At 35.7% G+C, this 19878-nt stretch carries 30 protein-coding genes; 13 read left to right on the forward strand and 17 right to left on the reverse strand.

Annotation, left to right across the window (positions count from 1 at the left end):
- Window positions 1–11: 11 nt before the first annotated feature.
- Genes pepQ through MHB74_RS20620 form a run of 3 tightly spaced genes read right to left on the reverse strand, consistent with a single transcriptional unit; the run spans window position 12 to window position 2059 of the window.
- A complete protein-coding gene (gene pepQ, locus MHB74_RS20610) occupies window positions 12–1073 on the reverse strand; it encodes a Xaa-Pro dipeptidase (protein ID WP_061677445.1) in 1062 nt (353 codons plus the stop codon).
- A 4-nt stretch (window positions 1074–1077) separates the two neighbouring features.
- Complete coding sequence (aroQ, locus tag MHB74_RS20615) at window positions 1078–1518, reverse strand: type II 3-dehydroquinate dehydratase (protein ID WP_061677443.1); 441 nt, start codon at window positions 1516–1518, stop codon at window positions 1078–1080.
- A gap of 52 nt (window positions 1519–1570) precedes the next feature.
- Entirely contained in the window at window positions 1571–2059 is a 489-nt protein-coding gene (locus tag MHB74_RS20620; protein ID WP_061677441.1) for a YqhR family membrane protein, read from the reverse strand.
- Window positions 2060–2303: 244 nt separating this feature from the next.
- Between MHB74_RS20620 and MHB74_RS20625 the strand changes: the two genes are divergently transcribed.
- Both MHB74_RS20625 and MHB74_RS20630 read left to right on the forward strand, forming a co-directional pair.
- Entirely contained in the window at window positions 2304–3224 is a 921-nt protein-coding gene (locus tag MHB74_RS20625; RefSeq protein ID WP_000807116.1) for a DUF1385 domain-containing protein, read from the forward strand.
- 79 nt (window positions 3225–3303) lie between these two features.
- Entirely contained in the window at window positions 3304–3705 is a 402-nt protein-coding gene (locus tag MHB74_RS20630; protein ID WP_061677439.1) for an SA1362 family protein, read from the forward strand.
- Here the strand turns inward: MHB74_RS20630 and MHB74_RS20635 are convergent.
- The 3 genes from MHB74_RS20635 to splB form a co-directional block, all read right to left on the reverse strand.
- Complete coding sequence (locus tag MHB74_RS20635) at window positions 3702–4364, reverse strand: HAD family hydrolase (protein WP_061677437.1); 663 nt, start codon at window positions 4362–4364, stop codon at window positions 3702–3704. The genes MHB74_RS20630 and MHB74_RS20635 overlap by 4 nt on opposite strands.
- A gap of 53 nt (window positions 4365–4417) precedes the next feature.
- Window positions 4418–4846: a transcriptional regulator MntR gene (mntR, locus tag MHB74_RS20640; RefSeq protein ID WP_001143071.1), complete on the reverse strand. Its 429-nt coding sequence runs from the start codon at window positions 4844–4846 to the stop codon at window positions 4418–4420.
- A 144-nt stretch (window positions 4847–4990) separates the two neighbouring features.
- Complete coding sequence (splB, locus tag MHB74_RS20645) at window positions 4991–6016, reverse strand: spore photoproduct lyase (RefSeq protein WP_061677432.1); 1026 nt, start codon at window positions 6014–6016, stop codon at window positions 4991–4993.
- 156 nt (window positions 6017–6172) lie between these two features.
- Between splB and MHB74_RS20650 the strand changes: the two genes are divergently transcribed.
- The 3 genes from MHB74_RS20650 (at window position 6173) to MHB74_RS20660 (ending at window position 8207) form a co-directional block, all read left to right on the forward strand.
- A complete protein-coding gene (locus tag MHB74_RS20650) occupies window positions 6173–6490 on the forward strand; it encodes a PadR family transcriptional regulator (RefSeq protein ID WP_061677431.1) in 318 nt (105 codons plus the stop codon).
- Window positions 6491–6495: 5 nt separating this feature from the next.
- On the forward strand, window positions 6496–7167 hold the full coding sequence (locus MHB74_RS20655; protein ID WP_061677426.1) for a DUF1129 family protein: 672 nt from the start codon (window positions 6496–6498) through the stop codon (window positions 7165–7167).
- Window positions 7168–7367: 200 nt separating this feature from the next.
- Window positions 7368–8207 carry a hypothetical protein gene (locus MHB74_RS20660; protein ID WP_061677424.1) on the forward strand — a complete coding sequence of 280 codons (840 nt, stop codon included), beginning with the start codon at window positions 7368–7370 and terminating at the stop codon, window positions 8205–8207.
- 27 nt (window positions 8208–8234) lie between these two features.
- Here MHB74_RS20660 and MHB74_RS20665 read toward each other — a convergent pair whose 3' ends face one another.
- Window positions 8235–9071, reverse strand: coding sequence for a lipoate--protein ligase family protein (locus MHB74_RS20665; protein ID WP_000514071.1), 837 nt, complete (start codon window positions 9069–9071; stop codon window positions 8235–8237).
- A 170-nt stretch (window positions 9072–9241) separates the two neighbouring features.
- Here MHB74_RS20665 and MHB74_RS20670 point away from each other — a divergent pair, with 170 nt between their 5' ends.
- Complete coding sequence (locus MHB74_RS20670; protein ID WP_048531103.1) at window positions 9242–9625, forward strand: rhodanese-like domain-containing protein; 384 nt, start codon at window positions 9242–9244, stop codon at window positions 9623–9625.
- Between the two features lie 39 nt (window positions 9626–9664).
- Here the strand turns inward: MHB74_RS20670 and MHB74_RS20675 are convergent, their stop codons facing one another.
- Window positions 9665–10201, reverse strand: coding sequence for a hypothetical protein (locus MHB74_RS20675; protein WP_061677526.1), 537 nt, complete (start codon window positions 10199–10201; stop codon window positions 9665–9667).
- A 321-nt stretch (window positions 10202–10522) separates the two neighbouring features.
- On the opposite strand from MHB74_RS20675, the gene MHB74_RS20680 reads away from it, so the two are divergent.
- From MHB74_RS20680 to MHB74_RS20700, 5 genes are all read left to right on the forward strand, one after another.
- Window positions 10523–11500 (forward strand): LacI family DNA-binding transcriptional regulator, encoded by a 978-nt coding sequence (locus MHB74_RS20680; RefSeq protein ID WP_061677422.1) that lies wholly within the window; start codon window positions 10523–10525, stop codon window positions 11498–11500.
- A gap of 96 nt (window positions 11501–11596) precedes the next feature.
- Window positions 11597–12178, forward strand: coding sequence for a TetR/AcrR family transcriptional regulator (locus MHB74_RS20685; protein ID WP_002073006.1), 582 nt, complete (start codon window positions 11597–11599; stop codon window positions 12176–12178).
- A 71-nt stretch (window positions 12179–12249) separates the two neighbouring features.
- A complete protein-coding gene (locus tag MHB74_RS20690) occupies window positions 12250–12582 on the forward strand; it encodes a DMT family transporter (RefSeq protein WP_061677420.1) in 333 nt (110 codons plus the stop codon).
- Window position 12583: 1 nt separating this feature from the next.
- Window positions 12584–12898: a DMT family transporter gene (locus tag MHB74_RS20695; RefSeq protein WP_000312621.1), complete on the forward strand. Its 315-nt coding sequence runs from the start codon at window positions 12584–12586 to the stop codon at window positions 12896–12898.
- Between the two features lie 15 nt (window positions 12899–12913).
- Complete coding sequence (locus MHB74_RS20700) at window positions 12914–13171, forward strand: DUF3975 family protein (RefSeq protein ID WP_061677417.1); 258 nt, start codon at window positions 12914–12916, stop codon at window positions 13169–13171.
- Window positions 13172–13187: 16 nt separating this feature from the next.
- Here MHB74_RS20700 and MHB74_RS20705 read toward each other — a convergent pair whose 3' ends face one another.
- Window positions 13188–13376 carry a hypothetical protein gene (locus MHB74_RS20705; protein WP_081110183.1) on the reverse strand — a complete coding sequence of 63 codons (189 nt, stop codon included), beginning with the start codon at window positions 13374–13376 and terminating at the stop codon, window positions 13188–13190.
- Between the two features lie 409 nt (window positions 13377–13785).
- On the opposite strand from MHB74_RS20705, the gene tnpA reads away from it, so the two are divergent.
- Window positions 13786–14190: an IS200/IS605 family transposase gene (tnpA, locus tag MHB74_RS20710; protein WP_061677413.1), complete on the forward strand. Its 405-nt coding sequence runs from the start codon at window positions 13786–13788 to the stop codon at window positions 14188–14190.
- Window positions 14191–14193: 3 nt separating this feature from the next.
- Complete coding sequence (gene tnpB, locus MHB74_RS20715) at window positions 14194–15282, forward strand: IS200/IS605 family element RNA-guided endonuclease TnpB (RefSeq protein WP_061677411.1); 1089 nt, start codon at window positions 14194–14196, stop codon at window positions 15280–15282.
- A 127-nt stretch (window positions 15283–15409) separates the two neighbouring features.
- Here tnpB and MHB74_RS20720 read toward each other — a convergent pair whose 3' ends face one another.
- The 8 genes from MHB74_RS20720 to MHB74_RS20755 all read right to left on the reverse strand — a co-directional run bounded on the left by MHB74_RS20720 (window position 15410) and on the right by MHB74_RS20755 (window position 19807).
- Entirely contained in the window at window positions 15410–16003 is a 594-nt protein-coding gene (locus MHB74_RS20720; protein ID WP_061677409.1) for an ABC-2 transporter permease, read from the reverse strand.
- 17 nt (window positions 16004–16020) lie between these two features.
- Window positions 16021–16644, reverse strand: coding sequence for an ABC-2 transporter permease (locus MHB74_RS20725; RefSeq protein ID WP_061677405.1), 624 nt, complete (start codon window positions 16642–16644; stop codon window positions 16021–16023).
- A gap of 32 nt (window positions 16645–16676) precedes the next feature.
- The gene (locus tag MHB74_RS20730; RefSeq protein ID WP_061677404.1) at window positions 16677–17309 is read right to left on the reverse strand and encodes an ABC-2 transporter permease; all 633 of its coding nucleotides are present in this window, start codon (window positions 17307–17309) and stop codon (window positions 16677–16679) included.
- A 14-nt stretch (window positions 17310–17323) separates the two neighbouring features.
- The gene (locus MHB74_RS20735; protein WP_061677403.1) at window positions 17324–17992 is read right to left on the reverse strand and encodes an ABC-2 transporter permease; all 669 of its coding nucleotides are present in this window, start codon (window positions 17990–17992) and stop codon (window positions 17324–17326) included.
- Window positions 17973–18845, reverse strand: coding sequence for an ABC transporter ATP-binding protein (locus MHB74_RS20740; RefSeq protein WP_061677402.1), 873 nt, complete (start codon window positions 18843–18845; stop codon window positions 17973–17975). Before MHB74_RS20740 ends, MHB74_RS20735 begins: the two co-directional genes overlap by 20 nt.
- Before the next feature lie 3 nt (window positions 18846–18848).
- Window positions 18849–19223, reverse strand: coding sequence for a GntR family transcriptional regulator (locus MHB74_RS20745; RefSeq protein ID WP_061677401.1), 375 nt, complete (start codon window positions 19221–19223; stop codon window positions 18849–18851).
- A 118-nt stretch (window positions 19224–19341) separates the two neighbouring features.
- Window positions 19342–19533: a hypothetical protein gene (locus MHB74_RS20750; protein WP_000535935.1), complete on the reverse strand. Its 192-nt coding sequence runs from the start codon at window positions 19531–19533 to the stop codon at window positions 19342–19344.
- 70 nt (window positions 19534–19603) lie between these two features.
- A complete protein-coding gene (locus MHB74_RS20755; protein WP_061677400.1) occupies window positions 19604–19807 on the reverse strand; it encodes a DUF3929 family protein in 204 nt (67 codons plus the stop codon).
- Window positions 19808–19878 lie beyond the last annotated feature (71 nt).

The following is a 19878-nucleotide window of genomic DNA, read 5'->3' on the forward strand; positions in this document are numbered from 1 at the left end:
CCTCCTGTATATTACAAAATAATAAGTTCTTTTGGTGATTTCGTAATTACTTCATTACCTTCACTTGTTACAATGATATCATCTTCAATACGTACGCCGCCAATACCTGGAATATAAATACCTGGTTCTACTGTTACAGCCATACCTGGTTCAAGAACTGTATCAGAACGGAACGCTAAACCTGGTGCTTCATGGATTTCAAGACCGATTCCATGACCAGTAGAGTGTCCGAAGTATTCACCATATCCTTTTTCCGTTATGTAATCGCGCGTTAACGCATCCGCTTCACGGCCTGTTAAACCAGCTTTAATACCGTTCACACCACATAGTTGTGCTTCTAAAACGATATTATAAATTTCTTTCAATTTATCAGATGGTTCACCAACTGCAATCGTACGAGTAATATCAGAGCAATATCCTTTGTAATAAGCGCCGAAGTCTAATGTAACGAAATCTCCTGTTTCTATCACTTTTTCAGATGCCACGCCGTGCGGTAATGCCGAACGAAGACCTGAAGCAACGATAATATCAAACGAAGAAGATGTTGCTCCTTGTTTTCTCATGAAAAATTCAAGTTCATTTGACACTTCAATTTCAGATACTCCCGGACGAATGAATGATAGAATATGTTCAAAGGCAGCATCTGCAATCTGTGCAGCTTCCTTTAATATCTTAATCTCTGAATCAGTCTTTATCAAGCGTAACTTTTCTACAAGCCCAGAAGTTGGGATAAATTCAGCATCGATCGCTTCTTTATGCGCTGAATAAGAACTATATGTAAGAGTATCTTGCTCAAAGCCAAGCTTTTGAATTCCTAGTTCCTTCACTTGCTTTGCAACTTCATCAATGATTAATCCTGCATGCTGTACAATCTCGTATCCAACTGCTTGTTTACTAGCCTGCTCTACATAACGGAAATCTGTAATAAATTGAGCACGATTTTTCGAAATCAGTACAACACCAGCTGTTCCTGTGAAGTTAGCCATATATCTACGACTATGTTCATTTGTTAACAAAATACCGTCAATACCAGCCTCATCAAATGCACTTCTTACTCTTTCGATTTTCCCCATTACTTTATGCCTCCCTCAATTTCTCCATTACTGCAAATAACGCTAACTTATAGCCATAAAAACCAAATCCAACAATTTGTCCCGCACAAACAGCTGCCGTCACAGATTCATGACGGAACGACTCACGCTGGTGAATGTTAGAAATATGTACTTCAATAACAGGAATCGAAATGCTCGCAATCGCATCTCGAATCGCATAGCTATAATGCGTAAATGCTCCAGGATTTAAAATGATCCCTTCATATATATCTTCCGCCTCATGAATACGATCGATAATCGCACCTTCATGATTCGATTGGAAACATTCTAACTCCACTCCCATCGTTTCTGCTTCTTGCTTCATGTCTGCTTCAAGTGTCGCTAGCGTGCCCTTACCATATACATTTACCTCCCTGACACCGAGGCGATTTAGGTTAGGACCGTTTACGAGGAGTACCTTTTTCATATGCTTAAAACTCCTTAATATTAAATATCTATACAACATTTTAACATAGGAGTTACTTATTTGAATAGTTCGTCTTCTCTTCTCCTTCTCGCTCAGCTTTATTGGTATTTACTGCGTAGGAAACAGAGTATGCTATAAACACACCATACAATATAAAAATGCATATCGTCGTCACAATTGTTTCTTTCGGTAAATGAAGTGCGCTTTTAATAGCAGGCGCTATTAACCCCATTCCGAAAAATAGTAACGCCCACCAAAATAGGCCATAAATCATCCCTGGAAGAATTCCTTCAAACTTTGCCAAAAACGCTTTATACAAAAAGGCAATTAAAATCGAAAGTAGTCCCATACAAACAATTCCTGACACATTGCCCCATACCCCTTCTTTCCAGCTTCCAAAGGCAAATGGTAAAAGTAAATAGTTCGGTCCCGCTTCCGTAAATGAAAATATATGAAGGAAATACCATATCCCTCCCCAAAAGATTCCACCAAATAAACCAATTTGTACAAAATTTCTTGTTCCTAATTGTTCTTGACTCACATCGACACCTCCGCTCAATAGTATGCCCGAAACTATTTTGAACCATGTTTAAATACTGCGAAATTTGTCTATAAAAAGAATAAGAAATGTCCGACTCTCGTAACATTTTTCCTTGTCATATACTTGTATTTGTCGATAAAATAAAGGAAACTCGGTGATTGTCTTATTTCAAAATGACAGAACCCAGTATGACAATTGCCTCTTTTTCTACATAAGAGAGAAACAAATACAGGTTGGTGTTAACATGGCAGAAGAGTCAAAACAAATATATGGCGGGCAAGCAGTCATAGAAGGAGTTATGTTTGGCGGTAGAGAATATACTGTTACAGCGGTTCGTCGTAAAGATAAATCGATTGAATTTTATCGATTACCACGCGTTCGTAATAAAGCATTATCTATCCTGAAGAAAATTCCATTTTTACGAGGTATTGCCGCTATTGTGGATGCAAGTGCGAACGGAGCAAAACATTTAAACTTTGCTTCAGAACGATTTGATGTTCACCCAGAAGAAGACGAACAAATTGCAAATAACAAAGAAGAACAATCGAAATTAACGATGGTATTAGGAGTTGCAGCAGTTGGTGTTTTATCTTTCATATTTGGTAAAGTCATTTTCACAGCAGTTCCTGCACTACTAGCTGAATTAACGAGACCGATTTTCCCCTCTCATACAGGGCAAATCATTGTCGAAAGTGTCATTAAGCTCATGCTATTATTGAGCTATATATACTTTATTTCTTTAACCCCACTTATTAAGCGGGTATTTCAGTACCATGGTGCGGAGCATAAAGTAATTAATGCCTATGAGAATAACCTTCCAATGACTGTGGAAAATGTACAAAAACAAACTCGCCTTCATTATCGCTGTGGCAGTAGCTTTATTATATTTACAGTCATTATTGGCATGTTTGTTTATTTCCTTGTCCCTACAGATCCACTTTGGGCCAGAGTCGTAAACCGAATTTTATTAATTCCAGTCGTTCTCGGCATTTCTTTCGAAGTGTTACAATTTACAAATCGATTACGCGATATTCCAGTATTACGCATACTTGGATATCCCGGATTATGGCTGCAACTGTTAACAACGAAAGAACCAACAGATGATCAAGTGGAAGTAGCCATTGCATCGTTTGAAGAATTATTACGTTTAGAAAACAAACAATAATTATTTAAAAATGGTGTTCAACTCCTTTCCTCATCGTTAATATACTATTTTTAATATATGTTTTTAGGAGGTGTCCCTTATGAACGGTCGTTCGTTTACTTTCGCTATATTTGTGCTTATTATCGGATTAGCAATATTCGGCCTTGTTTCATCTGTCATTACAGACCCAATGGGAGTGTTAAGAAATATTGGTATCATGTTGGCTGTCGTTGGTATCTTTTATTTACTCTACAAAATGTTTACAAACTCTAGTGGTTCTGCAAATTCGCAAAGCTCTTATAAGCGTGCTGCAAAACAATCGAACCGCAAACATGGGAAACAAAATGTAGCACCCCTAAGCAATTCATTATTTAAATCAAACGCTTCTAATGAAAAAGGAAAAAAAGGCACTCCTTCCACTTTGAAGCGAAAAAGAAAACAATCTCATTTAACTGTCATTGAAGGTAAAAAAACAAAAAAGAAAGACCGTGCTTCCTTTTAGGAAATACGGTCTTTTTTTATATTTTGCAGTACTTCTTTCAAACTTTTATCTTTCATACTTTCAATTCGAAGGTGATGATTTTCAAAGGGTAAGTTCCGTGTCACATCATTAGGTACTACGACACACTTTAATCCTGCTGCAATCGCTGCCTTCAATCCGTTTAACGAATCTTCAAATACAACAGCTTCAGACGGATCAATCCCTAAATCTTCTATTGCAAATCGATAAAGTGCTGGATCCGGTTTTACCTTTTCAACATCGTCTCTCGTTTTAATGACTTCAAAATAATCTCGAATTTGTAGCTCTTCCAAAAAAGGAATAATCCATTCTCTAGATGAACTGGAAGCTAATGCGATTTTCAATCCCATTTCTTTCGCTTCCTCTAAATATTCTTTTACCCCGTCACGAGCTTCTGGTATTTTCATTTTCTCTTTATGTAAAGTTTTCACTTTTTCTTTTAATGTATGCTTATTAAATTTCTCTTTTAATTGCTCATTTAAATATGCATATAGTACATCATCTGTCGTTCCAATACATTTTGCAAATTCCTCTAAAGGTAACTCCCCGCCATACTCACGAACGGCGTCTCTGAAAGAGTGAAACCATATTGTTTCTGTGTCCACAATTAATCCATCAAAATCAAAAATAATTGCTTTCATAATTCTCCCATCCTTTTCGATTGAAATAAAAAAGGAAACGACATACGTTCCCCTTAATTACTTTTCTCTTCATTTGCTTTTTGAACACCACGAAGTGTTTCCACTCGAACCTCATCTTGTTCAAAGTATTGCACTAAATCACCGATGCGGTCAATTGCTTCCCAACTTAAATGATGTTCAATTCCTTCTACATCATTGTAAATCTTGCTTTCATCCAAACCGATAATACGCATAAATTGCTCTAGCAAGTCATGACGGTATACGAGACGTTCTCCGATTTTTTTACCTTTTGATGTTAATACAAGCCCTCTATATTTTTCATAAATTAGATATTCATCTTTGTCTAATTTTTGCACCATTTTTGTTACAGAGGATGGATGTACACTCAGCGCTTCAGCAATATCAGATACGCGGGCATAACCCTTTTCATCAATCAACAAATAAATTTGTTCAATATAATCTTCCATACTAGGGGTAGGCATCGGTTTCCTCCATCCAATTTCATTTTGCTCATTCCGTACGAAGCAATCAATAAAATGATACACCAGAAAGAATAACGTGACAAGTTGAAAACAAGCTTAAATATATAAAACAAAAAAGAATCTGTATTTGTATACAGACTCTTCTTAAGTAAAGTATTGTATTTCTGCATCAGGAAAAAACTCATGTATATAACCTCTTATTGTTTCTTCTAATACTTCCGCATCATCTTTTTTATATACGTATTTCCCGATTCCGTATCGTCCCCATTTATATTTACGCTTCTCTTCATCCATTTCAAGTTTCGAATTAGGATAACGCTCTTGAATGACCTTTTTTGCCGGTTTTGTAAAGCGATGTTGAATTAATTCAAACGTTAAATTCGGTATCGACAAATCTTTTAGCGCATTGTACAGTCGCTCAAATAGTTCACGGTATCCTTCTTCCCATCCTTCATGCATATAAAGTGGCGCAACTATAAAGCCAAGTGGATAACCCGCGCCTGCTACTTTACGTGCCGCCTCAATACGCTCTTCAAACGGTGATGTCCCCGGCTCAAAATTTTTAATCACATACCGTGAATTAATACTGAAGCGAAAACGAGTTTTCCCATTATGTTTTGCATCTAATAAATGATCAACGTGCGAATATTTCGTAACGAAACGTAAACGCCCGTGCTCACTTTCTCCAATGAATTCAATCGCCCGCTTTAATGCATGTGTTAAATGATCAATCCCAACGATATCTGATGTACAAGCCGCTTCAAATCTTGTTATTTCAGGTGCTCTTTCATCCATATATTGCTTTGCCTTCTCAAATATTTCATCAAGATTAACATACACGCGAACGTAAGGCTTACTCCCAAGTGTCGTTTGCAAATAACAATAATGACAATGCCCCATACACCCTGTTGCAAGCGGGATTGCATATTCAGCTGACGGTTTTGACGTATCAAACTTTAATGTCTTCCTAACCCCAACGACAAGCGTTGCCTTTGCAGTACGATACTTTTGCAAATCATTTTCACCTGGCAAATTTCTAATTTGATTATGAGATGTCGTTTCACGAATTTCTAATCCCATCTTCGTAAACTTCTCATACAGCTCTTTTCCAAGCGGATATTCAAGTGCCTTCGGTTCAAAATAAACGAGTTTTGGCATAAATGGTTTCATACGTTTCCCTCCTCTCGTTAGTATGGGGAATGTTGAAAAATTAAAACTCATAAAAGTTTTCCACGTCAGTAACTTGCGTTGCAAGTTACTGAATGCTATAATTTGGATATCAGCTACCTTGCAACGCAAGTTACCTGAATAAAAGGTGGTGAAATCATGCACAGCCAAATGTTAAAAGGTGTGCTCGAAGGTTGCATCCTATACATCATTTCACAAGAAGAAGTGTACGGATATGAACTGAGTACAAAATTAAATAAACACGGATTTACATTCGTAAGCGAAGGAAGCATATATCCGTTATTGTTACGTATGCAAAAAGAAAAGTTGATTGAAGGAACATTAAAAGCCTCCTCACTCGGTCCAAAACGTAAATATTATCACGTAACCGAAAAAGGATTAGAACAGCTTGAAGAATTTAAACAAAGCTGGGGAATGGTTTCAACAACCGTAAACAACTTATTACAAGGGGAGTGATAGGGATGAATGCACAAGACATGATTGAGTTGAATAATAAAAAACGTGAGCTTTTAACTTCCGAAAACGAAACTGCTTATGGCGATATGTTAGTATACCTTCGGTTATCTAATGTACCCGAACATCAAGTGGAAGAACTTTTGTTAGAAATATTAGACCACCTTATCGAAGCACAAACAGAAAATAAAAATGCTTACGACATTTTCGGAAATGATTTACAATCTTACTGCGATGAACTTATATCAGCTTTACCAGCCCAAACAAAATTAGAAAAAACTTCTTTAATCGGTTTTGTTATTAGCTTACTTCTTGCTATACAGTTTGGAATGGATGCCCTTGCTTCTCTTTTCATTTTCCTGTTTGAAAAAAATACCGATATAACAAGCCCACCTTTTAGCATCCCTGGAACTACTTTGTCTGTTTCACTCATTATTCTAGGAATACTGCTTATATTACATTTATTAAAGCGTTACTCTTTTAATAAAAAGATAAATTGGAAAGGACGAATTCTATTCGGACTCGCTTTTGCTACTCCATTTTGTTCAGCTATATTTGTAAATATTTATTTTAGAAAGCAACCTTATTTCCTTTATCATCTAACCTTTTGGCAAAATGCCTTAATTGCTATCTTATTTTTTGTTTTATATAAATTACTATATAAAAAATCAAATTTTTAACAGCCTTTCAAAAGGCTGTTTTTCTTCTGTCTAATTTTACAAATTGAAAAATTTCATAAAGAAAATAAGAAAAATGCAAAATAATTAAAGTTAATTGTTGACGTGATGCTTTTATTATCGGTATCATAAATCTTCGTGAGCAATTATTTTTCGTTATACGATTTTTTTATTATTACTGAATTTTTGAGAGGAGAAATTAGATGTCAGTTAAGAAGAAAACGCAAGTACGCACCGGCAAAATGGTACGTGAACTAATGTTAGCAGACGAAGATGTAAATGCTTCGCTAATTATGGTATATAGTGAAAACGGTGTAAACGCAGAAATTAAAATCGAGGGCTTAACGCCGAAATGTAACGAAGAATTATTTTTGAGCGGAAACGTGGATTGGAACAAGAGTGTTATTTATAAAATTGTTGATTTCACTGGGAACGCTGAAGTTGGTAAAGTTACATTAACAGCGATGAACAAAAATAATGTTTCTCTAGAAGTTGAGCGCGTTATGTGGAGCAAAGAAAATAAAGAAGCTGCTGAGCAAGAAGAAACAGTTGTAGAACCTACTCCGAAAAAAGAAGTAGTTGTAGAAGCTCCAAAAGCAGTTACACCTGCTCCAAAACCTGTTACGCGAGTAGAAACACCTGTAGCACCTAAACCTACTCCGGTACCAACGCCGAAGCCAGTAAGTGTAGAAGCAGCTGTGGAATTATCTACTCCAGCACCTGTGAAAAAAGCAGTACCAACTCCAGTTACAAAGCAAGAGACAGCACCGGTTGCGCCTGCAAAACCGAAGCACCCTGCTTTGACTGAAACAAATACAAAACTACAAGAAAATTATGTGAAACTCGTGAAAAAGACAATTGAAGTTTGTCAAGATTACGAGCTTGGCATCGACATAGATGATTCTATTGAAAGCTTAAAACAAGAACTACAAAGCCAAGGTATTAGCGTTACATTCGACAAAGAAATTATGGACGTTGTAAATCGCCTTCGTTCTTTACAAGATAAAGGAATCAAAGTAGAAAAAGTACTTAATTTACTATAAAAAATAAGAGGTGGCAATTGCCACCTCTTATTTTTTATAATTCCATTCCTTACTTTCATACTTCTCTTTTGCTAATGTTTGCACTTCATGTAACTGTTCTTCTGTTAATTCATACGGAACAAGCTCTACATCTAATCCTTTTTCAAACCCAACCTCAAACGCTTTAATTAACTGCTCGATTGTAAACGTACGGTCTGTTAATTCATTAATTGCTACCGCTTTAGAAGAGAACATACTCTTCATACGTTCTTTTACACGTTCATTCGGGAATAAAAACAGATCATATAATTCATCTAAATCTATTTCTAACGGAATCGATCCGTGCTGTAAAATCACACCTTTTTGACGTGTTTGAGCACTACCTGCGATTTTTCTTCCTTCTACTACAATTTCATACCAAGACGGTGCATCAAAGCATACGCCTGAACGTGGATTTTTTAAATTTTCACGGTCTGCTTCCGTTTTTGGAACTGCATAATACGCTTCTAATCCTAATGCCTTAAAACCGTCTAATAAACCTTGCGAAATAATACGATACGCTTCTGTAACTGTTTTTGGCATATTTGGATGATCTTCAGACACAATAACACTGTACGTTAATTCTTTATCATGTAGTACACCCCTGCCGCCTGTTTGACGACGAACAAATCCGTATTTCTTTTCGTTAACTACATCCATATTAATATCTTTTTCAACACGCTGGAAATACCCAACTGTTAATGTTGGTACTTCCCATTCATAAAAACGAATGGTTGGTGGCATTTTCTTTTCACTTTGCCAATTTAATAAACATTCATCTAACGCCATATTAAATGCCGGTGAACATTGACCAGAGTTAATATAACACCATTTTTCTTTTCCCATCCTGCACCTCATATAACCAATTATTTTTCACATTCTCTAGTCTACCAAATTCGACAAAATTTGTGAAAGAATACGAAATTTCTTCTTATATGCAAATGAATCTGTTGCATAAATACATACGGGCATTATAATATTGAAAGTAGGATAAGAAAAAAGGGAGCGATAGAACCGTGTCAACAACTTGGATTATTTTATTAGCCGTAATCGTAGCGTTCATCGGTTACACTGTATGGATGTATTTCTATCAGAAAAAATTAATTAAAACACTTTCAGAAGAAGAGTTTCGCGCTGGCTACCGTAAAGCACAGCTTATCGATATTCGCGAAGCAGACGAATATACTGCAGGGCATATTTTAGGCGCACGTAACATTCCGTTATCACAAATTCGCCTTCGTCATAAAGAACTTCGTAAAGATCAACCAGTTTACTTATACTGCCAAAGCGGATTCCGTACTGGTCGTGCGGCTCAATACTTAAAGAAACAAGGCTACAAAGATTTCTACCAATTACAAGGTGGATTCAAAACGTGGACTGGAAAAATTAAAAAGAAATAATAACATACAAAAACTAGCTGAATAATTCAGCTAGTTTTTTCATTCCATATTATTCGCAATGTATAATAAATTTTGCTTAATTACATTTTTATCATTCTCTTGTGCATTACGATACAAAATCTGATATTCAAGTCCTTTCTCTTTCCAGATAAGCGTAGCAAATTCGTCTCCTCGCTCAGTATCATCCTTATTTTTAAAATAAGCGAGTGCTCCATTATTCAATTTCATTTGTTCTTGAAATCGCTTCTCTTCCACGAGATCCGGAAAACTATAAGGAAAGTTCGCAACATTTAACTCAATATACTCATTTCTCCCCGACTCCCGCTGTTTATATTTAATCATCAAAACAGTGTTCTTTTTTCCAATCGTTCTGACTTCCCCCTTCACATCACTCGTAATGTCATACGGTAAAAACGCCGGAACTTTAAATTTCACTGGAAAATATTTTGGGAGCTCCTTCAGCGGAATTGGATCCGTAACACGATCCATAGCTCCCCCTGTTGTTCCCACAAAGTTTTTCTCTCCTTGCATCGTTTGCTGAAACGAACATGAACTTAGCACTAGACTAGAAAACACGAAACAAATGATTCTTTTTTTCAATTTGTTTCCGCCCTTTCTTCATACCGCTATCTTTACGAATGAAGCGTTTATATGCTATTCATATTCGCTTCATTAACAAACTCCCCCTTTGAAAACTTTCCACGTTATTCTCACACATTTTGACAAAATCTCTTTTATAGACGCAAAAAAGACCCCCATCATTCTCACGCCCAAATGAAAAGGTTACGCGAATAAAAAGAAGCCTTATTAATACCATAGTTTGTGAAAAGCTTTTCAGGTCAAGATTTTTTCATTCTTATTATTTTCCCTTTATAATAGGGAGAAGAGGTGATACATATGGCCAATATAAAACAAATTGCAAAAACCGCTGGTGTATCCATATCAACTGTTTCCCGCGTCCTTAATAATCACCCTTACGTGAAAGAAGAAAAACGTAAGCGTGTTCTAGATGCTGTTGAAGAATTGAACTATGCCAAAAATATAAATGCTATTCATTTAATAAAGGGAAAAACCTATACGATCGGGGTTATGCTCCCTTTCATTAACCTTCCATACTTCAGTACCATTATTGAAGGAATCGGCAACGAAGCGTTAGCAGCTGGATATCACATTAATTTATGCCAAACGAACTACGATAGTATTGAAGAAATTCGCGTTCTTGAAATGATGAAAATGAAACAATTCGACGGAATGATTATTTGCTCTCAAACGAGTTCATGGGAACAAATTGAACCTTTCGCCAAATTTGCCCCTATTATTTCATGCGAAAAAATGAACCACCCCCTCATTTCATCTATCTATGTAGATCATTACGAAGGCTTCCGTCTCGGTACTGCCTATTTACTCAGTAAAGGGCATGAGAAAATCGGGATATGTTTAGCAAGAAAAACGAGTGCAAATTCTATAGAGCGCGAAAAAGCATTCGCAGATACACTTCGTGACGCAGGTAAAACGGCACATCCTGATTGGATTTTTCATCAATGCTATACAATGCAAGACGGTGCACAAATACTCCACCGTATTTTAAACATGAAAAATCGTCCAACTGCTATTTTTACAGCGAACGATCAAGTTGCAGCTGGTTTATTAACAGAGGCGCGAAAACATGGCATTCGAGTCCCTGAAGATCTCGCTATCCTTGGATTTGATAATCATGAAATTTCAAAGGCGTTAGAAATTTCAACTATTGAGCATCCTGGTCTCGCAATGGGCTCACATGCTTTTTCTTTATTCCATAAACAAATCCAGAGCGAGCAAATTGTCGGGAACGCAAAAGAGCTTTCATTCCATTTAATTGAGCGAGATACTGTCTAAAAAGAGCGTTACCTATTGCGCTCTTTTTCAGCTTTTCCCCTATTGACTTTATATTTTCCATCTCATATAATGAACCTAACGAACGGTAGGTAGGGGATGAAAATGACAGCAAACCGCATTAAAGCTGTAGCACTTTCTCATTTCGCACGCTACGGCTATGAAGGAACTTCATTAGCAAATATTGCTCAAGAAGTTGGGATTAAAAAACCATCGATTTACGCACACTTTAAAGGAAAAGAAGAGCTATATTTTATATGCTTAGAATCCGCTCTTCAAAAAGATTTACAGAGCTTCACAGACGATATCGAAAATTTTTCAAATTCGTCTACTGAAGAATCGCTCTTACAGTTACTAAAGGGCTACGCAAAACGATTTGGTGAAAGTGAAGAATCAATGTTTTGGTTACGAACTTCCTATTTTCCGCCCGATGCATTTCGCGAACAAATTATCGAAAAAGCGAATACACACATTGAGAACGTCGGAAAACTTTTATTCCCTATATTTAAACGTGCAAACGAGCAAAGTGAACTGCATAACATTGAAGTAGAAGACGCTCTAGAAGCTTTTCTATGCTTACTAGACGGACTTATGGTTGAGCTACTATTTGCAGGTTTAAATCGCTTTGAGACTCGTTTAAACGCCTCTTGGCAAGTATTTTGGCGAGGCCTTTCAAACTGACGGATTGCTCCTTTGCAATGCGTCGTTTTTAAGCCCTTTACCTAACGACTGGTAGGAAGGAGAAATGACATATGGCATGGATTTATGTAATCATAGCTGGTATTATTGAAATCTTTTGGGTCATTGGACTAAAACACGCGGAGGCACCACTTGAATGGGCTGGCGTTGCATTATTAATTACAATTAGTTTCGTTTTATTATTTAAAGCTTATAAAGATTTACCTGTCGGCACTGTATATGCAGTCTTTACAGGAATTGGAGCTGGTGGGATCGTTCTGACAGAGATTTTCATCTTCGGAGAACCTTTCTCTATTGTAAAAGTTTTATTAATCGGTTTAATCTTCTTCGGAGTAATTGGGCTAAAACGAGTAACAGAAGAAAAAGAAGCGAAGGAGGCCGCATAAAATGGCTTGGGTATTTTTAATTCTAGCTGGTATTTGTGAAATTATTGGTGTACTCTTTATGAAAGTAGCCACTGAAAAGAAAGGCTGGGCACCAAAAGTTATTTTAATCGCTAACTTCGGCGTAAGCTTCTTCTTCTTATCTCTTGCGATGGACACATTACCGATGGGAACTGCTTACGCGATTTGGACTGGAATCGGAACTGCCGGAAGTGCACTTCTAGGTATTCTTATTTTCCGTGAATCAGCGGATTGGCGTCGACTTGCCTTCTTAAGCTGCATTCTATGCGGCGCTGTTGGCTTAAAACTATTAAGCTAACGTGAGGTGAATGTCATGTGGAAAGAAAAAGGAAAACAAATGTTAGCATGGATTACACTCGGGATTGTCATTCTACTGCAAATCAGTTTTCATATAATAGAATGGTTGTTTCATAGAGTCGTATCCATTCTTACATTTCTTCCTAACATGGCACTTGAAATTGCATCTATTGCTTGGTCTATTATTGCCTCCATTGCAATCGTCATTATATGGAGTATCGCCAAACTATGGAATAAATTATTTAAAAAGGACAGTACTTCTGAAAAAGAGTAACTGTCCTTTTTTATATTCATTCGGAATTTCTGTAGAAGTTTGATGTGATAAGACAAAGAAGACCAACTATGACAATACTGATACCAATCCCTTTATGCAAATTAGGAAATGGTGATGGTATATCTGAATAAAAATTTGCTAATACGAGACCGATCGAAAATAAAAATATCCCTATTCTATATAACCATTTTCTTTTGTTCATCATTCTCCCCTCCTAAAATTCTTCATACACTCCTTTCTTTTGGACATACTACCTAAAAAAGGAGTGAATAATATGCAAAACTCTATACATAAGCAGATCCTATTTTTATTTTTCTTCTTTCTCATTCTCGTTATCATTTTCAGCTTTATATTACATACTCCGAAAGATGTTGTACCAAGTAATCTCTCTGTTTATAAACTTTTACTTTCCTATTGTCGTTATTGAAGAAGGTGCCTTATATAAGGCACCTTTTAACGAATTCCCCGAAAGAATTCTCCTTCCTCAAGCGTGTGAAGGGCGTAGCCCAACGATAGGTGGGAGATGAATTTCGGTTTGGCGTAGTCAAAAGGCTTTTCCTTTTATTGTAACCTCCGATATAATCAGTCTTATAAAGGGGAAATTTGGTATATCAATGAAGTTAGATAGTAATAATCATTCAGTTTCCTTGTTGTATTATCACCTTGTATTGGTCGTGAAATACAAAAGAAATGTATTTGATGATGATATGTCGGACTATGCAAAAGAAATGTTTGTCCGACTATCTGAAAACTATAACCTCACATTAGTTGAACGGAATCATGATGTAGACCATGTACATATCTTATTCAAGGCACATCCGAATACAGAAATGACAAAGTTCATTAATGCTTATAAAAGTGCAAGTTCTCGACTAATCAAGAGAGACTTTCCCCATGTGAGAAAGAAACTTTGGAAAGAAATGTTTTGGTCAAGAAGCTTTTGCTTGATTGCTACGGGTGGTTCACCGATAGATGTAGTAAAGAAATATATTGAAAATCAAGGAAAAAGTGAGGTGTAGGAAATGTTAAAATCATACAAATATCGTATCTATCCAAATAAAGAACAACAAATGTTTTTCTCAAAAACATTTGGATGTGTTCGATTTGTATACAACAAGATGCTTGCAGAGAGAATCAAATCTTATCAAGAATCACATGATAAACTTGATAAATCTGTTAAATATCCCACACCTGCACAATATAAGGCTGAATTTCCATTCCTAAAGGAAGTTGATAGTCTTGCATTGGCGAATGCTCAAATGAATTTGAATAAAGCATACGCTAACTTTTTCCGTGATAAATCTGTTGGATTCCCGAAATTCAAAAGTAAGAAAGATAACCATCGTAGTTATACAACAAGTAACCAAAAAGGCACCGTTTACATTGAGAGTGGTTATATCAAGCTGCCAAAACTAAAGACCTTGGTAAAGATTAAACAGCACAGACAATTCTTTGGATTAATTAAGTCTACTACAGTGTCTCAAACACCTACTGGTAAATACTTTGTATCGATTTTAGTAGAAGAAAATGAGCAATTGTTTCCTAAAGTTGATACAAAAGTTGGTATTGATGTTGGGCTAAAAGACTTTGCAATATTGTCTAATGGCAAGAAATACGAGAATCCTAAATGGTTGAGAAAAGCCGAAAGAAGATTAGCTCTTCTGCAGCGCTCTTTGTCGCGTAAAAAGAAAGGTTCAAATAATAGAAACAAGGCCAGGTTACAAGTTGCAAGAATTCATGAAAAGATTGCGAATCAACGCAATGATTTTCTTCACAAGATAAGCAATGAAATCACAAACGAAAACCAAGTAATTGTGATTGAGGACTTGAAAGTGAAGAACATGCAAAAGAATCACAAATTAGCAAAAGCAATCAGTGAAATATCTTGGGCAAAATTCAGAGAGCATCTTGACTATAAAGTAATATGGAAAGGTCGCGATTTGATAATCGCACCTAAAAATTATGCGAGTAGCCAATTGTGTTCTTGCTGTGGTTATAAAAATAATGAAGTCAAGAATCTAAACCTTAGAGAGTGGACTTGCCCTGAATGCAATAGCCATCATGATAGAGATGTAAACGCAAGTATAAACTTACTAAAATTAGCCATGTAATTGGTATTTTCTTTAGGGGTAGGTACTACCCTTATAGCTTGGTAAATATAGATAGCTAATAAAAGTATCTACTTCCCAAGAAGCTCCCACTTCAAACAGTCCGTAAGGACGTTAAGTGGTGAGTAGTTCACAATTCTCTCTTCTCATACAATTTCACTGAAACGAAGATAGATACTATGAACATGCATATTGAACTAATGAATAACATGCTGTTATATAGTTGAATTTGTTCTAGGTTGATTTCAAACAAAGTTTCTAAAATAACAATCGGTGCCATGAATATTACTATCGTAATAAAAATGGTTTTTTTATACCCTAGCCAAAACGCTATCGGTAGAACAAAACTTAAATATACTAAAATGAAGCTAATACTAGTAAACACTGTCGTTTCAATAAATTCAAATATATTAGTTCCATTTTTCATTACCATCGTAAAACAACCAATTGATACACTTATGAAAAGAATAATAATCGATACGACATATTTGGCAAATACAATTTCTTTTTTCAATATCGGTAAACTATTTACTATTACTTCACTCTCATTTTTACCATCGGCTTCAAACGTTTTTATCGTCGCCATAACTGTAAAAATGACCGACATAATTACGAATACATTTCCCGTCTCTTTTAAGGCCATATAAAAGAGAATAGGGTATAATATGTACCACATTAAAAACTTCCACTGAATAATAAAATCTTTTAAAATTAGTTGTTCCAAAACTATTCTCCTCCCCCTTACAAATCACGCTCACTATACAAATTAATTGAGAGTAACATAGACATAACATATAAAAGAAGCAGCACTGCTATAAAACAAATATTTACGACTAAACTCGTGCTCCAAGCATTCTCAACATCTAACCATACACTACTTACAATCACTCCACTTAATCCCCCAATTATAACTCCCATAAAATAAGCGGCCTGTTTCGAACCGCTATATTCTACCGAAAATTCAATTGGAAGTACGATCATGATATAAACTAATCCTCCCGTTATTCCTCCGAGAATCGCTCCCCACAGCATAAATCCAGTTATATGTTCATTTTGTAACTGAATTAGACCAACTAAAAGTGAGAAAACCACACCTAAAAGAACTAAAATGCTTACAAATATGTATTTTGCTATGACAATGTCTGTACGATTAAACGGTAAACTATTTAATATCTTTTCACTCTTATTCCTAGCCTCATAACTCGTCGACCATATTGTTCCAAGGATAGGTATAGTTATACTAAGCTTCAACAGAAAGGTGTCGCTACCGAAATCAACAATTGCTAGGAAAAGCAAGCATATAAAACCAACAACCCCTACCTTTCTTTGCAACATCATATCTTTTAAAACTAATTGCTTGATCATGTATTACACCTCCTAGTATGAAAATGTCACTTCTATAACTCTGCCTCCTGAAACATTTTCATTGAGAGCAACATTGATATGACTACACTTACTAACACTCCGATACCAACAACACTCATTGATAATGTAGCATCTTCAGAGTGAAGTACTTTTAGCATGATTATTTCATCACCAAAAATATTGCACATAAGGCCAATCATACCCATTAAAGGAAAAATCATAATCACATTCAAAACAGTAATAGCTTTATATCCTCCAATGTAACTAGTAGGTATCGTTACTACACAATAGATCAAAGTTGCTACTATGCCTGAAAATATTGCATATCCAGGAATAACTATATCTCTGTTCAACAAAATATTTCCTAATATTACGACTATAGAAGTTATACTCAAACCGACTATAATAAATAATGTGCTTGAAATATATTTAACTATAACTATCTCTTTTCTCATTATAGGCAAACTCACTAATACTTTTTCTGTTTTACTTTTCTCCTCATGATAAAAAGAAATATAAAGAATTGTACTACATGTTATAAATAACCCTATTGCAATCCCCATTGGTTGAACGGAATCCCTAAAAATAGATAACATAGGTATTAAAAAATAAAAAGGAAATATCTTCTTCTGTAAGAAAAACTCCTTCAAAATCAACTGTTGCATATGAATTCTCCTCTCTATAAATCACGTGTTTCATAAATTTTAATTGTAAGAAACATAGAAGCGATATAGACACTAGCTAATATGATTCCTCCACCTATAAATAAACCAACATGCATTGGATTCATAATCCACTCAATGAATGAAGGTGTTGTTGCATTCAATCCATCTCCTATGAATATCCAAGCAATTCCACCAACTGCCATTGATGCTCCTGACACTATACTCCGTGCTATCTTTGACTTTGTAACATAATAACTAGGAAAGAATATTACAACAAAAAATATGGCGTAAACAGCTCCATTTATTATTTCATACCATGGAATTTCAATGTATAGATTCGGATGATAGGCACCTATATCACCAATAACCACAATGCCCCTTATAAGAAAAACAACTAACATCGTAGAGAGAATGGCACCAACAATAAATATTGCACAGGAAATATATCTAGCAATGACGATATCCTTTCGGCTTACCGGTAAACTATTTATAACAATGTCACTTTTATTCCTTTCATCCATAAAGGTTAACGTCATAACGGAAGAAAGGGTTATAAATAGACAACTCATCGGAAATAACAATTCACCACTTGGATCTAACATAAATAATACAAACGGCATAATTAAATACACTAACCACATCACCCGAAAAAAGAACAAATCTTTATATACGAGCTGACGCATAGGCACCTCTCCCTTTCGCGGTGTAAACGATGATATCATCTAATGTAGGCTTTTCTAGTACAACCTCACTTCCAAACCAATCGATAATTGCTTGTTTATCCTTCGCTAAACCTTCGAAACCGAATTTATTTTTTCGTAATCCAACAAATAGTTCTTTTCCTTCTCGGTCTAATAAATCGTTACTTCCTTTTACGATTACGTAGTTCTCCATTAAATCGTCTTTTTCACCAGTAAATATAATTTCTCCATCGTTGATGAACGTAATATAATCTGCGATGCGCTCTAAGTCTGTTGTAATGTGCGTTGAGAATAATACAGATACTTCATCTTCCATTACAATTTCTTGCAACATATCAAGTAATTCACTTCGAACAACTGGATCTAACCCTGCTGTCGGTTCGTCCATAATAATAAACTCCGCGTGGTGCGAAAGTGCGATGGCAATCGCAAATTTCATTTTCATCCCTTTTGATAGTTCTTTAATTTTTTTATACTTCGGAACTTGCAATCTATGCATATACGATTGATACTGCTCTTCGTCCCACTTTTTATATAACGGCGCAATAATACGCTTCATTTGTTCACACGTTAAATCTTCATAGTAATGATTTTCATCATATACAAAACCGATATTTTGTTTTATTTCTTTTTCGGCTTTCTTATTGTCCTTGCCAAAAATTTTTATATCGCCGCTATCTTTTCGAATTAAATTCATAATCATTTTGATCGTCGTACTTTTCCCGGCTCCATTCGGTCCGACAAATCCCATAATATATCCGTGTGGTAACGTAAAACTTATATTTTTCACTGCAAAATCTTGATAACTTTTACAAACATTTTTTAGCTCTAACATCTCTTATTCCCCCTCATATAAACACGCAATCATCTGCTGTAAATCTTCAAGTGACAGCTGCAACGCTTTACTTTCATTCACAATCTCTTCCGCTTTATTTTCCAGTAAACGTAGCCGCTGTTCTTTTAGTAGTTCATTATTTTTACGTGAAACATAAGTCCCCTTCCCAGCAACAGTTTCTATATATCCTTCTTTTTCAAGCTCCTCGTACGCACGCTTCGTTGTAATTACACTAATTTGTAATTCCTTCGCTAAGCTACGAATAGACGGTAATTGGTCTCCACCCTTTAAACCACCATTTAAAATAAGCTGGCTTAATTGTTTTCTTATTTGCACATAAATAGGGTCTTGGGAAGAATTCGAAATAATAATATTCATGTTTTCCTCCAGTGTGTGTATATACTGTATATACCTTATATATACAGTATATACACACCATCCTATTTTTGGCAAGAAAAAAAGACCAACATTTTCCTGTTGGTCTTTCGTATATGTATCACTTTTCAAAGCGATCTAACATCTCATCTCTCATTCCGAAACTCACTACCGCAATTCCTACATACATAAACAGAAGGAACGCAGGATGAACTGTGTTGTACCAAGTGCTATCAACAATTAAATAAATCGTTAATGCGACAACAAGAACAAACGCTAAGATAAACATATAAAAGTGTCTTGTGCTACCCATGATAAACTCCTCTCTTCTCACTTCACCATTCAACAGTATATTTTATCGAATAATTCGATATGACTCAAGGTTAACTTTCTGTTATGTAATCAAGTTCCACCTTTACAATGTCCTCACATGCTATCGAAATGATCGTTCCTTGCTTATCAATTGCCGTCACTTCTCTATTATCCATTACACGATGAGCTACTCTTTCTAGTACTTTTCCCTGGTCTCGATAACAAAATTCTTTTATATCTTTAATCGTTTTTCCGTTTTCTAAATGGTATATCATTCTATAACACCGATATCCCACATTTCCACCCCCAGATTGCTCGTTTTTTCACATATACATAAAAATGAGTC

The sequence above is a fragment of the Bacillus sp. FSL K6-0069 genome (assembly GCF_038007785.1).
GTDB lineage: Bacteria > Bacillota > Bacilli > Bacillales > Bacillaceae_G > Bacillus_A > Bacillus_A mobilis.

What these genes read in the sequence shown, in the direction of transcription:
- MHB74_RS20680 (WP_061677422.1), top strand. Translation starts at nt 10,523, where the DNA reads ATGGCCAATATAAAACAAATTGCAAAAACCGCTGGTGTATCCATATCA.
- MHB74_RS20735 (WP_061677403.1), bottom strand. Translation starts at nt 17,992, where the DNA reads ATGCGTCAGCTCGTATATAAAGATTTGTTCTTTTTTCGGGTGATGTGG.
- MHB74_RS20635 (WP_061677437.1), bottom strand. Translation starts at nt 4,364, where the DNA reads ATGAAAGCAATTATTTTTGATTTTGATGGATTAATTGTGGACACAGAA.
- MHB74_RS20630 (WP_061677439.1), top strand. Translation starts at nt 3,304, where the DNA reads ATGAACGGTCGTTCGTTTACTTTCGCTATATTTGTGCTTATTATCGGA.
- MHB74_RS20755 (WP_061677400.1), bottom strand. Translation starts at nt 19,807, where the DNA reads ATGATATACCATTTAGAAAACGGAAAAACGATTAAAGATATAAAAGAA.
- MHB74_RS20750 (WP_000535935.1), bottom strand. Translation starts at nt 19,533, where the DNA reads ATGGGTAGCACAAGACACTTTTATATGTTTATCTTAGCGTTTGTTCTT.
- mntR (WP_001143071.1), bottom strand. Translation starts at nt 4,846, where the DNA reads ATGCCTACCCCTAGTATGGAAGATTATATTGAACAAATTTATTTGTTG.
- MHB74_RS20665 (WP_000514071.1), bottom strand. Translation starts at nt 9,071, where the DNA reads ATGGGAAAAGAAAAATGGTGTTATATTAACTCTGGTCAATGTTCACCG.
- MHB74_RS20685 (WP_002073006.1), top strand. Translation starts at nt 11,597, where the DNA reads ATGAAAATGACAGCAAACCGCATTAAAGCTGTAGCACTTTCTCATTTC.
- MHB74_RS20700 (WP_061677417.1), top strand. Translation starts at nt 12,914, where the DNA reads ATGTGGAAAGAAAAAGGAAAACAAATGTTAGCATGGATTACACTCGGG.
- MHB74_RS20655 (WP_061677426.1), top strand. Translation starts at nt 6,496, where the DNA reads ATGAATGCACAAGACATGATTGAGTTGAATAATAAAAAACGTGAGCTT.
- MHB74_RS20625 (WP_000807116.1), top strand. Translation starts at nt 2,304, where the DNA reads ATGGCAGAAGAGTCAAAACAAATATATGGCGGGCAAGCAGTCATAGAA.
- MHB74_RS20660 (WP_061677424.1), top strand. Translation starts at nt 7,368, where the DNA reads ATGTCAGTTAAGAAGAAAACGCAAGTACGCACCGGCAAAATGGTACGT.
- tnpA (WP_061677413.1), top strand. Translation starts at nt 13,786, where the DNA reads ATGAAGTTAGATAGTAATAATCATTCAGTTTCCTTGTTGTATTATCAC.
- MHB74_RS20725 (WP_061677405.1), bottom strand. Translation starts at nt 16,644, where the DNA reads ATGATCAAGCAATTAGTTTTAAAAGATATGATGTTGCAAAGAAAGGTA.
- MHB74_RS20695 (WP_000312621.1), top strand. Translation starts at nt 12,584, where the DNA reads ATGGCTTGGGTATTTTTAATTCTAGCTGGTATTTGTGAAATTATTGGT.
- MHB74_RS20730 (WP_061677404.1), bottom strand. Translation starts at nt 17,309, where the DNA reads ATGCAACAGTTGATTTTGAAGGAGTTTTTCTTACAGAAGAAGATATTT.
- MHB74_RS20745 (WP_061677401.1), bottom strand. Translation starts at nt 19,223, where the DNA reads ATGAATATTATTATTTCGAATTCTTCCCAAGACCCTATTTATGTGCAA.
- MHB74_RS20690 (WP_061677420.1), top strand. Translation starts at nt 12,250, where the DNA reads ATGGCATGGATTTATGTAATCATAGCTGGTATTATTGAAATCTTTTGG.
- MHB74_RS20650 (WP_061677431.1), top strand. Translation starts at nt 6,173, where the DNA reads ATGCACAGCCAAATGTTAAAAGGTGTGCTCGAAGGTTGCATCCTATAC.
- pepQ (WP_061677445.1), bottom strand. Translation starts at nt 1,073, where the DNA reads ATGGGGAAAATCGAAAGAGTAAGAAGTGCATTTGATGAGGCTGGTATT.
- aroQ (WP_061677443.1), bottom strand. Translation starts at nt 1,518, where the DNA reads ATGAAAAAGGTACTCCTCGTAAACGGTCCTAACCTAAATCGCCTCGGT.
- splB (WP_061677432.1), bottom strand. Translation starts at nt 6,016, where the DNA reads ATGAAACCATTTATGCCAAAACTCGTTTATTTTGAACCGAAGGCACTT.
- tnpB (WP_061677411.1), top strand. Translation starts at nt 14,194, where the DNA reads ATGTTAAAATCATACAAATATCGTATCTATCCAAATAAAGAACAACAA.
- MHB74_RS20705 (WP_081110183.1), bottom strand. Translation starts at nt 13,376, where the DNA reads ATGATGAACAAAAGAAAATGGTTATATAGAATAGGGATATTTTTATTT.
- MHB74_RS20740 (WP_061677402.1), bottom strand. Translation starts at nt 18,845, where the DNA reads ATGTTAGAGCTAAAAAATGTTTGTAAAAGTTATCAAGATTTTGCAGTG.